We start from the raw sequence: 14,085 nt of genomic DNA, 5'->3' as shown, positions 1-14,085 counted from the left end.
TAGCGACTGAATTTGCGAAAAGCAAGCCGATCCTGGCCAAAAGTTTTGCCGTCATGTTTTGCCCTCATGCGCCGGCCGGCGAAGGCAAGATCGCGTCACGCGGCGGCCGAGCCGATAGGTCGTCGTCTTGGATCAGTCATTTGCCAATCGGAACGGCCCGTAACGAAACACGCCGTTGCACAGCGGCCGAGCCGATGGCTCGTAGTCTCGGACCAACCATTTGCGAATTGAAACGGTCCGTAACGAAACGGTTCGTTACGCCGGGCGGCGCAGACCGTTGCGGGCTTGGTCGAGCCGGACCGGCTGGTCGGGAATGGTGACCGCGAATGTGGTGCGGCCGCCGATGCTTTCGACCAGCTCCACCGTGCCGCCATGGGCGCGGATCAATTCATGGGCGATCGCCAGGCCAAGGCCGGTGCCGCCGCTGCGGGCCGAGCCGCGAAATGCCGCGAACAGGTTTTCTCGCGCCTTTGGCGGCAGGCCGGGGCCGGTGTCGGTGACGACGATGCGGCTGACGCTGCCGATGCGCTCGGCCGATATGGTCAAGCGGCGCACCACGGCGCTCTCGGTATCGGCCGCCATCGCCTGCACGGCGTTGCGGCTAAGATTGGTGAGCACGCGGAACAGCTGGTCGGAATCGGCGTCGACCTCGAGCACCGGATCGACGGCGTTGACGAATTCGATGCCGCATTCGATGTCGAGCAGGCCCTGGACGTCCTCGACCAGCTGGCGCAGCCGCAGCCTGCGGCGCGACGGCGGCGGCTCCTGGGTGCGGCCATAGGCCAGCACGCCCTCCGAGTAGGACACCGCACGGTCGAGCGCGCGCAGCAGTTTTGGCGCGAAGGCCTGCACGGTCGGGTCCTTGACCTGGCGCAGGCGGTCCGACATCAGTTGCGCCGAGGCGAGGATGTTGCGCATGTCGTGGTTGATCTTCGACACGGCCAGGCCGAGATCGGCCAGGTGCTTCTGCTCGGTCAGCATCTTCTGCAGCCGCTCCTGCATCTGCGACAGCTCGCGTTCGGCGACGCCGATCTCGTCGGCCCGGGCGGCGGGGTGAATGATGCGGCCGGGGTCGTCGGGCGCCTCGGAAAAGGACAGCATCGAGCGTGTCATCGTCCTGATCGGGCCGATCATGATCAGGTCTATCGCGGCGTAGACCAGCATGGCGGTGAACAGCGAGATCAGCAGCGAGACGAAGGCGACGTTGCGCGAATAGATCAGCATGGCATTGCGCAGGCGGTGGTCGGGCATGATCAGCTCGAATTCTTTGTCGCTGTCGCCGACCGGCCCGAAAACGCGCAGCATCCGCTTGCCGCCGAAAAACAGCGTGTCCAGCGCGCCGGTCATACCCTCGATCATGCCGACATTGGCGATATCGATATGCTCGTCGACCTGCGGCGGCATTTCGGCCACGACCAGAAGCCGCGAGACGCCGCCGTCGCGCACGGCGATCGCCTTGGCGCCGATCGCCATCAGTACGTCGTTCTGGGCGGCACGCGACAGCGAGGCAGGTTCGCCCTGCACTAGGACGATGGAAACCGCGGCGGCGGTGCTCAGCCTCTCCTTCAGCCAACTCAGCCTGTAGCTGGCGATCCAGGGCACGAAGATGAGGATTTCGGCCAAGAGCACGAAGACGATGGTGAGCAGCAGCAACTTGGTCGACAGGCCGCGCGCCAGCGGCACCCTGCGGGTGGCCGCCTTCGCCTGGGCGATGCTTTCGTCGGTTGCTGGGACTTCACTCATGCTCGTCGTCACGGCTGCCTGTCATCACGGCTGCTTGTCTTAGGGACTGCTCGTCTTCACGATCGCTTGATCGGGTGAGATTAGGCGATTGCGGCTTTTTTGCCAAATTCATCCTTGGTCGAAGCCGGACAAAGGGCCGCAAGACTTCAATGCCGGTCCGACAATGCCGGCCCGACACGCTGGATTGACTTCCAAAACCCTTCTTTCTATAAGCCCGCTCACGCTCGGGCCATTCGTCCCGGCGCGGTTTCGATCGCGCCTAAACCGGCCCGGCAAAGCTCCTGTTACAAAGTGACAGAATCAAGAAGGGCCGCACCCCGCGGTATTTAAACAAATGAAGCGTACTTACCAGCCGTCCAAACTCGTCCGCAAACGCAGGCACGGTTTCCGCGCCCGCATGGCCACCAAAGGTGGCCGCGGCGTCGTCGCAGCCCGCCGCAACCGCGGCCGCAAGCGTCTCAGCGCCTGAGCACCAAGCGAGAGACAAGATCGTTGCCCGCAACCGGCAAGCCAACGGGTGCCCATCCCAAGCGGCTTCTGAAGCGCGCGGAATTCCTGGCTGTCCGCCGCGGCGAAAAGCGCCGCGGGCGGCTTTTCCTCGTCGAGGTCCTGGGCCGCGGCGACAGCGAGGCGCCGCGCGTCGGCTACACCGTCACCAGGAAGGTCGGCAACGCCGTCGTTCGCAACCGCATCCGGCGGCGGCTCAGAGAGGCCGTGCGCACGCATGCCGTGGATGACATGGCGCCGGGCAATGATTATGTCATCGTCGGGCGCGAAGACGTGCTTACCACTCCGTTCGGCCAGTTGAAGGCCGAACTCTCCCGCAGATTGCGTGGAACACGATAGGCCAAGGGCTTCGATGGAAAACAACCGCAACTTCTTCATCACCATCGCACTGTCGGTGCTGATCCTGGCGCTTTGGCAATATTTCTATGTGATGCCGCGCAGCGAGATGCAGCGCGAAGCCGCCCGCATCGAAGAGCAGCGCGTGGCGGAGCAGAAGAAGGCCGCCCAAGGCACCAGCCCGGGCGCCACCGAAACACCGGTGCAGCCCGGCGCCATTCCGAGCGCGCCTGGCGGCGACGCAGTGACGCCGGCCGGCCGCGACCAGGCGATTGCCTCGACCAGCCGCGTCAAGATCGACACGCCGAGCCTCGAAGGCTCGATCAACCTCACCGGTGCGCGCCTCGACGACCTCCGGCTCAAGCATTACAGGGAGACGGTCGACAAGACTTCGCCCGAGATCGCGTTGCTCAACCCGGCGTCCCTGCCGAACGGCTATTTCGCCGAGATCGGCTTTTCCGGCACGCCGGATGTGGGCAGGCTGCCCGGCCCCGACACGGTCTGGCAGACCGACGGCAATGCGACGCTGACGCCGGCGACGCCAGTGACGCTCACCTTCACCAACGACAAGGGCCTGACCTTCAAGCGCACCTTCTCGGTCGACAGCCAATATATGTTCACCGTGTCCGACACGGTTCAGAACGGCGGCTCGGCGCCCGCGACGTTGTCGAACTATGGCCGCGTTACGCGTTTCGACAAGCCGGCTATCGCCAGCACCTATGTGCTGCACGAGGGCCTGATCGGCGTTACCGGAAGCGAGGGCCTGCAGGAATACAAATACTCCAGCGTCGAATCGGACAAGGAATACAAGCCAGGCAAGTCGACCGACGGCTGGCTAGGCATCACCGATAAATATTGGGCGGTGACCCTGGTGCCGCCTGCCGGCCGCGAATTTCAGCCCAAATTCTCTTATTTCGAGTTCAAAAGCGGGCCCCACCCGCACAGCTACCAGTCCGATTTCCTGTCCGATCCGGTCACGATCGCTCCCGGGCAATCGACGACCGTGGAATCGGAGATATTCGCCGGCGCCAAGGAAGTTTCGACGATCAACGCCTATGAAAAGGACCGTCATATCCGTCAGTTCGACCTCCTGATCGACTGGGGCTGGTTCTATTTCATCACCAAGCCGATGTTCTGGCTGATCGACACGCTTTACAAATTCTTCGGCAATTTCGGTCTGGCGATCCTCGCCACCACCGTCATCGTCAAGGCGCTGTTCTTCCCGCTCGCCAACAAGTCCTATGCGTCGATGGCGAACATGAAGAAGGTGCAGCCCAAGATGCTCGAGATCCGCGAGAAATACGCGGACGACAAGATGAAGCAGCAGCAGGCGATGATGGAGCTCTACAAGACCGAGAAGATCAATCCGCTCGCCGGCTGCTGGCCGGTGGCATTGCAGATCCCGGTGTTCTTCTCGCTCTACAAGGTGCTCTACATCACCATCGAAATGCGGCACGCGCCGTTCTTCGGCTGGATCCAGGATCTGGCGGCGCCGGACCCGACATCGATTTTCAACCTGTTCGGGCTGATCCCCGTTACCTTGCCGCACATGCTGATGATCGGCGTCTGGCCGCTGATCATGGGCGTGACGATGTTCCTGCAGATGCGCATGAACCCGACGCCGCCGGACCCGACGCAGGCGGCGATCTTCACGTGGATGCCCGTGATCTTCACCTTCATGATGGCGGGTTTTCCGGCCGGCCTCGTCATCTACTGGGCCTGGAACAACACGCTGTCGATCCTGCAGCAGGGCGTGATCATGAAGCGGCAAGGCGCCAAGATCGAATTGTGGGACAATCTGGTCGCGCTGTTCCGTAAGAAACCGTCGCCGGCGGAATAGCCGGCACTCCGACGATGCGAGACCAAAAAGCCCCGGTTCGTCCGGGGCTTTTTGCACAAGCTGCCCGCCTGGATTAAGCGATTGGTACTGCCGGACGGATCGCGCTATTTTGACCTGGCTGGCAGTTGCTCGACGGAGCTCGATATGACCGGACCCAATCCATCGATCAAGCATCCGATCCCGTTGCACACACGCGTCGGCTTTCTGAAACCGCTGGTGACGGCGCCGAATATCGAGATTGGCGACTTTACCTATTATGACGACCCTGACGGACCCGACAAATTCGCCGAAAAATGCGTGCTGCATCATTATCCGTTCATCGGCGACAGGCTGCTCATCGGCAAGTTCTGCGCCATTGCCGAGGGTGCGCGCTTCATCATGAACGGCGCCAATCACGCCATGTCCGGCTTTTCGACCTATCCGTTCAACATCTTCGGCCATGGCTGGGAAGAAGGTTTCGACCCGGCGACATGGTCGAAGGAGGTGCGCGGCGATACAATCGTCGGCAACGACGTCTGGATCGGCATGGAAGCGGTGATGCTGCCCGGCGTGAAGATCGGCGACGGCGCCATCGTCGCGGCAAAGTCGGTGGTGACGCACGATGTGCCAGCCTATGCGATCGTCGCCGGTAATCCGGCCAAAGTGGTGAAGATGCGCTTCGATGACAGGACCATCCGGCGGCTGCTGGCGCTGGCGTGGTGGCACTGGCCGGTGGAAAAGATCAGCCGCAATCTCGGTGCCATTCGTGGCAGCAACATTTTTCTTCTGGAGGCAGCGGTTTGAACGCGTTGAACAAGACCACGATCGGCATCGAATTGTTCACGCGAGCCTGGATCTTCATCCGCGGCGTGCCGGCGATGAAATTCCTGCCGCCGGAGGGTCCACCCGAGATCGCCTTTGCCGGCCGCTCCAATGTCGGCAAATCGTCGCTGATCAACGCGCTGGTCAACCAGAAGGGGCTGGCGCGCACCTCCAACACGCCGGGCCGCACGCAAGAACTCAACTATTTCGTGCCGGGCGGATTTTCGGGAGAGGGCGCCGATCTGCCGCCGATGGCCCTGGTCGACATGCCGGGCTATGGCTACGCCACGGCGCCGAAGGAAAAGGTCGACGAGTGGACGAAGCTCGTGTTCGACTATCTGAAGGGCCGGGTGACGCTGAAGCGCGTCTACGTGCTGATCGATGCCCGCCATGGCATCAAGGCCAAGGACGACGAGGTGCTGTCGCTGCTCGACAAGGCGGCGGTGTCGTATCAGATCGTGCTGACCAAGACCGACAAGATCAAAGCGGCGGGGGTACCGCGGCTGATCGAGGAAACGCTCCAGAAGATCAAGAAACGCCCGGCGGCATTTCCCTTCGTGCTCGCCACGTCGTCGGAAAAGAGCGAGGGCCTCGAGGAATTGCGTGCGGCGATCGTGCTCGCCGCCAACGGCGGATAGGCAACGGACTCCGACGGCTGGTCAGGCGGGGCTGGAGGCCCGTTCCTGCTCTGCAAGCTGTTCGGTGCCGTAGGCCTTCAGGAACACATCGACGCCCGACCTGACGATGTGTTCGATCTCGGCCGCACTTGGCGCCTTGGTGCGATAGGCGAAAATGCACTGGCGGAAAAGACCGGCCAGACACAGCTCGGTGAACTGATAGGCGGCAAGCTCGACGTCGTCGATCTTCAGCAGGCCGCGTTCGATAGCCATGTTGAGGAAAACGACAACCCTGTCATGGCCGCGCTTCGGGCCGCGTTCGTAAAATCGCGCGCCAAGCTCCGGGATGCGTTCCGACGCGCCGATCACCGTCCGCTGCGCCAGGATGACCCTCGCTGAAGTGATCTTCATGGACAGCACGATGCCGAACTTCACCAGCGTCTGGCGAAGGTCGCCAATCTGGTCGAGCACTTCGTACATGTTCTTGAAAATCGTGCCGCGCTCTTCCTCGATCAGCGCTTCGAACAGCTCTTCCTTGTTGGCGAAGTAGACATAGATGGTGCCCTTGGACACGCCGGCCTCGCGCGTAATGTCGTTCATCGACGCGGCTTCGAAGCCCTTGTCGATGAAGACACGGCGCGCACCCTCGATGATCTGGCTGCGCTTGACCGGGTCTTGCCCCGCGGCCGGGCGGCCGCGCGGCAGACTGTCCAGCAGATCGCACTGGTCCTTGCCGGCGCTGGGCAATGGGCCTGAATCAGGCAAAGGAGCGGCCTTGGGGGCTTCGGCCATAATGTCACACCTCGTAAAATAATTCGAACCATCCGGTTCGATTGCTCTTGATATGGGCCTCTTTAAGCGCTAAGTCAACGTCGAGATCGAACCGAACGGTTCAGTCTGACGAAATTCAGCGCCAGTTAATTTAGAGAGATATCATGTCCTCGAACGCGCCCACCAGTGCCGAAGTCCGCCCCTTCCCCAGTGCCAAGGTCCAGCCTGCGATCGAAGCGCCGGAAACCCCTCACAAGCCCGCCGACGTAACCCCGCTGGCTCCCGCCAAGAAGAAGCGCTCGATGCGCTCGATGTTGTTGCCCATCATCGGCCTGGCCATGCTGGGTGCCGGCGCCTGGTATGGCTATGATTACTGGACCGACGGGCGCTTCATGATCTCGACCGACGACGCCTATGTCCAGGCCGACACGGCGTTCATCTCGCCAAAAATCTCGGGCTATGTCGATCAGGTCAAAGTGACCGAGAACCAGCAGGTGAAGGCTGGCGACCCGCTGCTGATCGTCGATGACGGCGACTACAAGATAGCCGTTGCCCAGGCCGAGGCGCAGATCGCCACGTTGAGCAAGACGCTCGACCGCATCGATGCCCAGACCGAGGCGGCGCGCGCCTCGCTCAAGCAGGCGCAGGCGCAGAAGACCGCCGACCAGGCCGCGGCCGATAATGCGAAGCGAGCTCAGGTTCGTGCCGCCCAGTTGCTCAAGACCCGCGTCGGTACCCAGGCCCAGTTGGACGATGCCCAGACGGCGGTCGAGCAAGCCAATGCCGCACTAGCCGGCGCCGACGCGCAGATCGCCGCGGCTCAGGCCAATATCGGCGTGCTCCAGGCGCAGCGGGCGGAATCGGCAAGCACGCTGGCCTCGCTGCAGCCTGCCCACGACAAGGCGGTGCGGGATCTGTCCTTCACCGTGCTGCGCGCACCTTATGACGGCGTGGTCGGCAACCGCTCGGTCGAGCAGGGCGACCTGATCAGCCCCGGACAGAAGCTCGCCGTCATCGTGCCAATGGACAAGCTCTACATCGTCGCCAACTTCAAGGAGACCCAGCTTGCCCGGCTCGTGCCTGGTGAAAAGGTCAGAGTGTCGGTCGACGCGATCGACGGTCAGGACATCGAGGGTACCGTGTCGTCGCTGGCCCCGGCTTCGGGAGCAGTGTTCTCGCTCCTGCCGCCGGAGAACGCCACAGGCAATTTCACCAAGGTGGTGCAGCGCGTTCCGGTTCGCATCGACGTGCCCGCGGATGTGCTGAAGACGGGCAAGCTGCGCGCCGGCCTGAGCGTCGTCGTCGCCGTCGACAGCCGCACCGCGCCTTCGGCATCGAAGTAAAGCGGAACCGGGAGCAAGGGTCATGGCGACCGCAACCCTAACTGCAGGATCGGCGCCGGCGCCAGCCATGCCGGTGCCGGTCGACCACATCTCGACGCGCCGCGTCATCGCCTTCCTGGCAATGGTGTTCGGCATGTTCATGGCCATCCTGGATATCCAGATCGTCTCGGCCTCGCTGGCCGAGATCCAGGCGGGCCTGAGCGCCAGTTCGGACGAGATTCCGTGGGTGCAGACGGCGTATCTGATTGCCGAGGTGGTAATGATCCCGCTGTCGGGCTTCCTCAGCCGGATGCTGTCGACGCGGGTGCTGTTCACAATCTCGGCGGCAGGTTTCACCGCGGCCAGCGCGCTGGCGGCGACCGCAACCAATATCGACCAGATGATCGTCTACCGCGCCGTGCAGGGCTTCATCGGCGGCGGCATGATCCCGAGCGTCTTTGCAGCCGCCTTCACCATCTTCCCGCCGTCGCGTCGCGCCATCGTCTCGCCGATGATCGGCCTGGTGGCGACGCTGGCGCCAACCATCGGCCCGACCGTCGGCGGCTATATCAGCCATGCCATGTCCTGGCACTGGCTGTTCCTGGTCAACGTCGTGCCCGGCATCCTGGTGACGACGGCCGCCTGGTCGCTGATCGACTTCGACAAACCCAATCTCAAGCTGTTCAGCAAGTTCGACTGGTGGGGGCTTGCCGGCATGGCCGCCTTCCTGGGCTGCATGGAATATGTGCTGGAGGAAGGTCCCAATAACGACTGGCTGCAGGATCAGGCGGTGTTCATCTGCGCCGTCATCATGACCTTCGGCGCGGTGCTGTTCTTCTGGCGCGTGTTCACCGCCGAGGAGCCGATTGTCGACCTGAGGGCTTTCAGCAATATCAATTTTGCCTTCGGCTCGCTGTTCTCCTTCGTCGTCGGCATCGGCCTCTACGGTCTGACCTATCTTTATCCGGTGTTCCTGGGGCGGATCCGCGGCTACGATTCGATGATGATCGGCGAGGCGCTGTTCGTCAGCGGCCTGGCCATGTTCTTCACTGCGCCGATCTCCGGCATCCTGTCGAACAAGATGGACCCGCGCATCATGATGATGATCGGCTTCTTCGGCTTCGCCACGGGGACCTGGTGGATGACGCATCTCACCGCCGACTGGGATTTCTATGAACTGCTGATCCCGCAGATCCTGCGCGGCTGCTCGATGATGCTTTGCATGGTGCCGATCAACAACATTGCGCTCGGAACCTTGCCGCCGGAGCGGCTGAAGAATGCGTCTGGCCTGTTCAACCTGACCCGCAATCTCGGCGGCGCCGTCGGCCTGGCAGTCATCAACACCGTGCTGATCGACCGCAATGCCTTCCACTACGCCAGGCTCTCCGAGCACGTGCAATGGGGAAGTGCCGCTGCGCAGCAGAAGCTGCAGAACATGACGCTCAACTTCGAGCAGACCGCCGGGCTCGACGCCTCCAAGGCGGCCATCTCCAAACTGTCAGGCATGGTCCAGCAGCAGGCGTCGCTGCTGTCGTTCATGGACGTATTCTTCATGCTGACGGTTTTGTTCGCGACGCTTGGGCTCTTCACCCTGGTGATCCGCAAGCCAGCCGCTCAGGGCGGCGGTGGCGGAGGCCATTGAGGCGCGCTGGATCCCCCGCCTGGCGCCCTCGCGCATGACCCCGAAAAGCGATTTTTGGGGTCATGCGCAAAATCAACCATTACGAAGTCCTCTCGCGCTCCGACAAAGTCAGGGTCGCAGCCGTCCTCACGCCGTCGCCGGCTTGAAGGTCAAGGCAACGCCATTGATGCAGTGTCGCAACCCGGTCGGCGGCGGACCGTCGTCGAATACGTGGCCGAGATGGCCGCCGCAGCGGCGACAATGGACCTCCGTGCGGGTCATGCCCAAAGACCTGTCCACGGTCTTGCCGACGGAATTCGGGATTTCCTGCCAGAAGCTCGGCCAGCCTGTGCCGGAATCGAACTTGGTCTCTGACGAATAGACCGGCAGGCCGCAGCCGGCGCAAGCGAAGATGCCTTTGCGGTGCTCGTTGAGCAGCGGACTGGTGCCCGGGTATTCCGTGCCCTCCTTGCGCAGCACATTGAAGGCCGCGTCGGACAGGATGGCGCGCCACTCGGCTTCGGTCTTGGTAACCTCGAAAGTCTCAGCCGCGCGTGCATCCTGGGCTCCGCCCATGCGCAGCGCGGTGGCGCCTGCGACAACGCCAATGGCTGCCGCACCACTCAAAAGAAGCTCGCGACGGTTCATGGCCATTCCTCCTGTCATTGCTTGTGCCAAATTCGACCGCCACACGGAAATCAAAAGCCGGTGACGATCGCTGTCCTCAAAGCGGGACTCCGCGCCTATCCACATCTTGCGTGAACGGCGCGGAGCGTGCGCAGGGAGGCCCTTAGCGATATCTTCGCCGGCAGCGTGCGTTTGTTACATCTTCGGCAGGAGAACCTTGTCGACGACGTGGATGACGCCGTTGGACTGCTCGACATCGGCGATCGTCACATTGGCGACGTTGCCGTTCTCGTCGGTCACGGTGACCTTGCCGCCGTCGGCCTTGAGCGACAGTTCGCAACCACCGACCGTCTTCACCTTGTGGGTGCCGCCGTCGTTCTTGACCATCTTGGCGACGTCGGCGGCCATCGCTTTGGCGCCGATGACATGGCAAGTCAGGATCTTGACGAGCTTGTCCTTGTTTTCAGGCCTGAGCAGCGTCTCCACCGTGCCGGCTGGAAGTGCCGCAAAGGCCTCGTTGGTCGGCGCGAACACAGTGAAGGGGCCAGCGCTTTGCAGTGTATCGACCAGGCCGCCTGCCTTGACGGCAGCGACCAGCGTCGTGTGGTCCTTCGAGTTGACAGCATTTTCGACGATGTTTTTCTGGGCATACATGGCGGCGCCGCCGACCATCGGATTTTGAGCATAGGCAATGGTGGCGAGCGCGGAAATGGCGACCGTGCCGGCAAGCAAAAGGGTGGCGAATTTACGCATGATTTCAATCTCCTCGGGTTATCGTTCCCCTCATTTGGGAACGCAAGGAGATACGCGATAGAAATGCTGGAGTTTCGCCCTCTCCGCAAAAAAATATTTGCCGCTGCAATTTGCCGGGCTCGGATCGACAGCCGCCAACAAGCTTTGCAGGCGTCTACATCGCGGGAGATAGATTTCAGGTCTGCTTCCAGAGATGAGAAGTGGTCAGATGCTCTTCAGATCGCCCGCTGCGACCACCGGTCCAGTCGGCGCGCCGGTCGGTGAACCGCCGGCAGGCTCAACGCTGACCGCAAGCACGGCGCCTTGCGCCAATTTCTCCTGGACGGCGGGCGGGATGGCCAAATGCGCGGTCGCACCGGCCGGGATGACGCCCATCGACACCGGCGCCTTCTTGCCTTCTATCATCCACAGTTCGAAGTCCTTGCCGGCGGCCCGCTCGCCGGAAACGTGAGAAAGACCGACCTCGTGACGGGCGGCATCGTAGACGACGAGATATTTGACGTCGCTGCCTTCGGCCGCCAGCGAGGCGACAAGCCGCGCCTGCGGCGGTTCGGTGGACGGGCGGAAGTAAGGCACGGCGATGTAGATCGCCAGCGCCGCAATGGCGGCGGCGGCAAGACCGCGCCAGAAGCCAAGGCTCGACCACAGGCCGGCGCGCGGCTCTGCAGCGAAAAGCCGGCGGTCCAATGCTTCCTTGACCCTGATCGGAGGCTCTGTCTCCGGATAGGCGGCGGCCATCGGCGAAAGATGCGCCTCCCAGGCATCGACAAGGCGCGCGAAGGCGGCGTCCGCATCGATGCGGCGCGACGCGATCTCGCGTTCATCGGCGGCCAGAACGCCAAGAACGTATTCGGCGGCGAACAGGTCGTCGCCCCCACGTTCCGGTCCATTGTCGTCAGCCAGCGTCATCTTTCCAGGCATTCTCTCAGTTTCAACAGGCTGCGCCGCAGCCAGGTCCGCATCGTGTTCAGCGGCACGCCATAGCGCTCCGCCAGTTCGGCATAGCTTTTGCCATCCAGATAGGCGCCCCGGACGGCCGCCGCCCGGTCCTTCTCCAATTCCTTGAGACAATGGTAGATGCGTTCGGACTCACCGCCCGCCACGGCCATGGCCTCCGGCCCCGGCGCCGGATCGGCCACGTCGAGCGCGGCATCGATATAGGCGGCAGGCTCTCGCCGCGCCCTGATCCGATCGATCGCATGATTGCGCGCAATGGCCACCAGCCAGGAGATCGGGCTCAGATCCGAAACGGCGAAACGGTCCGCCTTCGTCCATATCTTGACGAAGACCTCTTGAAGCGCTTCTTCAGCATCTCCCCGATCCTTCAATACACGAAGGCAGACGCCGAAAAGTTTCGCGCTGGTCTGCCGGTAGAGCAGATCGAACGCAGCCCGGTCCTTCATCGAAGTCCGGACAATCAGGTTGCTGATGTCCTGCGGCGTCATCCGCCGCCAAATTAGGCGATTGCAATGCATTTGCAACGACTGAAATGGTCTTGCGCACCGGCAGCGCCAGCGTCGATTGCCAATGAAATCGCCGCCCGCTAGCTTGCAATGAGCGGGAGGGCGACCATGTCGATCGAGCGGGTTCTGTGGGAGCATGACGCAACCGGCCAGGCCGCACTCGTGCACAAGGGAGAGATCACACCGCAAGATCTCGTCGATGCGGCGATCGCCCGGGCCGAGGCCACCCTGCCGGAGATCAACGCCATCGCCGAACCGCTTTTTGAGGCGGCGCGGGCGCGAGCGAAAACCGTCGACCACAAGCTGCCGCTTGCCGGAGTGCCCTTTGCGCTGAAGGACCTCGGCATCGCCATGAAAGGCGTGCCGACGCATGGCGGCAGCCGCATCCCAGCTTTCACCCCCGATTTCAGTTCGGTGATGACGGAACGCTATCTGGCCGCCGGCCTGATCCCGATCGCCACCAGCACCGCACCCGAACACGGGCTGAGGCTGGTGACCGAGTCGGTGGCTTACGGCGTCACCCGCAATCCATGGAACACCGCGCATACGACCGGCGGTTCCTCGGGCGGTGCGGCTGCGCTGGTCGCGGCCGGCGTCGTGCCGGTGGCGCATGCCTCGGATGGCGGCGGCTCGATCAGGGTGCCTGCCGCTTGCACCGGGCTGGTCGGGCTGAAAACCTCGCGCGGCCGCGTACCCTTGACGCCGCTCGTCACCGAAAGCTGGTACGGCTTCGTCGTCGACCATGCGTTGGCCCGCTCGGTGCGCGATACGGCCCTGCTGCTCGACCTGACCCACGGGCCCGACCCGCTGTCGCCCTACGCGGCACCCTCGCCGAACGGCAGTTTCACTGCGGCCGCCGGGCGCGATCCGGGCAAGCTCAAGCTCGCCTTCTATCGAAAATCGCCGCTCGGCTTGCCGATATCCGAAGAGACGTTGAAAGCTCTGGATGCGGCGATTGCGCTGGCGCGCGAAGGCGGGCACAGCGTCGAGGAGATCGACCTGCCCTATATCGATCGTGATTTCATCGCCGATTTCGCCAGAACCGTCGCCGCGGCGGTGGCCGGCACGATGCGTGGCGAGGCCTTGCGCGTCGGCCGCTCCATCTCAGGCGACATCGAACGCGCCACGCGCGTGATGAGCCGGTTCGGTGAAATCCTCTCGGCCGGCGAAATCTATGCCGGCCTGCAGCGGCTGCACGCAACCTCGCGCCGGCTTATCACCGAAACCGCGCACTATGATGCAGTGCTGATGCCTGTCATCGCGCACCCGCCGCTCGCCTGCGGCACCATGGACCCGAAAGGCGCCGACGAATTCATCGAGAATGTCCTGGACAGACTGCGCCTCGCCGGCCTGCTGAAGTTCAAGCCGCTATTCGGCCAGCTGATGGACAAGAGCCTGTGGTTCACCCACTGGCCGGCGATCCAGAACGTCAGCGGGCAACCGTCGATCACGCTCCCGGTTTACGTCACCGATGCCGGCCTGCCGCTCGGCGTCCAGGCCGCCGGCCGCCCCGGCGACGAGGAAACGCTTTTGTCGTTCGCCGCGCAGATGGAAAGGATCTCGGGCTGGCTGGGCCGACGGGCGCCGCTGCAGCGGCCGGCATAGGCGGTGATTTGATCGATCGTGACCGCAAAGCCGTTTGCCCCCTCGTCCAATTCCCGCTAAGACGCCGCCGTTCATGCCA

The 14,085-nt window shown here is 63.1% G+C and carries 14 protein-coding genes; 8 read left to right on the top strand and 6 right to left on the bottom strand.

Annotated elements, in window-relative coordinates; genetic code table 11:
* Positions 1-255 precede the first annotated feature (255 nt).
* Positions 256-1,743 carry an ATP-binding protein gene (locus NKJ91_RS13755; protein ID WP_352455990.1) on the bottom strand — a complete coding sequence of 496 codons (1,488 nt, stop codon included), beginning with the start codon at positions 1,741-1,743 and terminating at the stop codon, positions 256-258.
* Between the two features lie 334 nt (positions 1,744-2,077).
* Here NKJ91_RS13755 and rpmH point away from each other — a divergent pair, with 334 nt between their 5' ends.
* From rpmH to yihA, 5 genes are all read left to right on the top strand, one after another.
* A complete protein-coding gene (gene rpmH / locus NKJ91_RS13750; RefSeq protein ID WP_008833937.1) occupies positions 2,078-2,212 on the top strand; it encodes a 50S ribosomal protein L34 in 135 nt (44 codons plus the stop codon).
* Positions 2,213-2,235: 23 nt separating this feature from the next.
* On the top strand, positions 2,236-2,589 hold the full coding sequence (gene rnpA / locus NKJ91_RS13745) for a ribonuclease P protein component (protein ID WP_352455989.1): 354 nt from the start codon (positions 2,236-2,238) through the stop codon (positions 2,587-2,589).
* A gap of 13 nt (positions 2,590-2,602) precedes the next feature.
* Positions 2,603-4,426, top strand: coding sequence for a membrane protein insertase YidC (gene yidC, locus NKJ91_RS13740; RefSeq protein ID WP_352455988.1), 1,824 nt, complete (start codon positions 2,603-2,605; stop codon positions 4,424-4,426).
* 144 nt (positions 4,427-4,570) lie between these two features.
* Positions 4,571-5,209, top strand: a complete 639-nt coding sequence (locus tag NKJ91_RS13735) for a CatB-related O-acetyltransferase (RefSeq protein ID WP_352455987.1) — start codon at positions 4,571-4,573, stop codon at positions 5,207-5,209.
* Positions 5,206-5,865: a ribosome biogenesis GTP-binding protein YihA/YsxC gene (gene yihA / locus NKJ91_RS13730; RefSeq protein WP_031193748.1), complete on the top strand. Its 660-nt coding sequence runs from the start codon at positions 5,206-5,208 to the stop codon at positions 5,863-5,865. The genes NKJ91_RS13735 and yihA overlap by 4 nt, the downstream gene beginning before the upstream one ends.
* 21 nt (positions 5,866-5,886) lie before the next feature.
* On the opposite strand, the gene NKJ91_RS13725 is transcribed toward yihA, so the two are convergent.
* A complete protein-coding gene (locus NKJ91_RS13725; protein WP_352455986.1) occupies positions 5,887-6,636 on the bottom strand; it encodes a TetR/AcrR family transcriptional regulator in 750 nt (249 codons plus the stop codon).
* A 143-nt stretch (positions 6,637-6,779) separates the two neighbouring features.
* Here NKJ91_RS13725 and NKJ91_RS13720 point away from each other — a divergent pair, with 143 nt between their 5' ends.
* Complete coding sequence (locus NKJ91_RS13720) at positions 6,780-7,958, top strand: HlyD family secretion protein (protein ID WP_352455985.1); 1,179 nt, start codon at positions 6,780-6,782, stop codon at positions 7,956-7,958.
* A 67-nt stretch (positions 7,959-8,025) separates the two neighbouring features.
* Positions 8,026-9,579: a DHA2 family efflux MFS transporter permease subunit gene (locus NKJ91_RS13715; protein WP_245274730.1), complete on the top strand. Its 1,554-nt coding sequence runs from the start codon at positions 8,026-8,028 to the stop codon at positions 9,577-9,579.
* Positions 9,580-9,705: 126 nt separating this feature from the next.
* On the opposite strand, the gene msrB is transcribed toward NKJ91_RS13715, so the two are convergent.
* The 4 genes from msrB to NKJ91_RS13695 form a co-directional block, all read right to left on the bottom strand.
* Positions 9,706-10,206, bottom strand: coding sequence for a peptide-methionine (R)-S-oxide reductase MsrB (msrB, locus tag NKJ91_RS13710; protein WP_023677487.1), 501 nt, complete (start codon positions 10,204-10,206; stop codon positions 9,706-9,708).
* A gap of 174 nt (positions 10,207-10,380) precedes the next feature.
* Positions 10,381-10,938, bottom strand: a complete 558-nt coding sequence (locus tag NKJ91_RS13705) for a fasciclin domain-containing protein (RefSeq protein ID WP_023677486.1) — start codon at positions 10,936-10,938, stop codon at positions 10,381-10,383.
* A gap of 204 nt (positions 10,939-11,142) precedes the next feature.
* Positions 11,143-11,847, bottom strand: coding sequence for an anti-sigma factor (locus NKJ91_RS13700; protein WP_352456015.1), 705 nt, complete (start codon positions 11,845-11,847; stop codon positions 11,143-11,145).
* Positions 11,844-12,383, bottom strand: coding sequence for a sigma-70 family RNA polymerase sigma factor (locus NKJ91_RS13695; protein ID WP_023677484.1), 540 nt, complete (start codon positions 12,381-12,383; stop codon positions 11,844-11,846). Before NKJ91_RS13695 ends, NKJ91_RS13700 begins: the two co-directional genes overlap by 4 nt.
* Before the next feature lie 126 nt (positions 12,384-12,509).
* On the opposite strand from NKJ91_RS13695, the gene NKJ91_RS13690 reads away from it, so the two are divergent.
* On the top strand, positions 12,510-14,006 hold the full coding sequence (locus tag NKJ91_RS13690) for an amidase (protein ID WP_352455984.1): 1,497 nt from the start codon (positions 12,510-12,512) through the stop codon (positions 14,004-14,006).
* The last annotated feature ends 79 nt before the right edge of the window (positions 14,007-14,085 follow it).

The sequence above is a fragment of the Mesorhizobium sp. M0040 genome (assembly GCF_040323505.1).
In the GTDB taxonomy this organism is placed as follows: domain Bacteria; phylum Pseudomonadota; class Alphaproteobacteria; order Rhizobiales; family Rhizobiaceae; genus Mesorhizobium.
Note: the sequence above shows the minus strand (reverse complement) of the source record. Positions and strands in the feature narration are given on the sequence as shown.

Coding starts and splice junctions, on each gene's coding strand:
- NKJ91_RS13755 (WP_352455990.1), bottom strand. CDS start 1,743: ATGAGTGAAGTCCCAGCAACCGACGAAAGCATCGCCCAGGCGAAGGCG.
- rpmH (WP_008833937.1), top strand. CDS start 2,078: ATGAAGCGTACTTACCAGCCGTCCAAACTCGTCCGCAAACGCAGGCAC.
- yidC (WP_352455988.1), top strand. CDS start 2,603: ATGGAAAACAACCGCAACTTCTTCATCACCATCGCACTGTCGGTGCTG.
- NKJ91_RS13735 (WP_352455987.1), top strand. CDS start 4,571: ATGACCGGACCCAATCCATCGATCAAGCATCCGATCCCGTTGCACACA.
- NKJ91_RS13725 (WP_352455986.1), bottom strand. CDS start 6,636: ATGGCCGAAGCCCCCAAGGCCGCTCCTTTGCCTGATTCAGGCCCATTG.
- NKJ91_RS13720 (WP_352455985.1), top strand. CDS start 6,780: ATGTCCTCGAACGCGCCCACCAGTGCCGAAGTCCGCCCCTTCCCCAGT.
- NKJ91_RS13715 (WP_245274730.1), top strand. CDS start 8,026: ATGCCGGTGCCGGTCGACCACATCTCGACGCGCCGCGTCATCGCCTTC.
- msrB (WP_023677487.1), bottom strand. CDS start 10,206: ATGAACCGTCGCGAGCTTCTTTTGAGTGGTGCGGCAGCCATTGGCGTT.
- NKJ91_RS13705 (WP_023677486.1), bottom strand. CDS start 10,938: ATGCGTAAATTCGCCACCCTTTTGCTTGCCGGCACGGTCGCCATTTCC.
- NKJ91_RS13700 (WP_352456015.1), bottom strand. CDS start 11,847: ATGACGCTGGCTGACGACAATGGACCGGAACGTGGGGGCGACGACCTG.
- NKJ91_RS13695 (WP_023677484.1), bottom strand. CDS start 12,383: ATGACGCCGCAGGACATCAGCAACCTGATTGTCCGGACTTCGATGAAG.
- NKJ91_RS13690 (WP_352455984.1), top strand. CDS start 12,510: ATGTCGATCGAGCGGGTTCTGTGGGAGCATGACGCAACCGGCCAGGCC.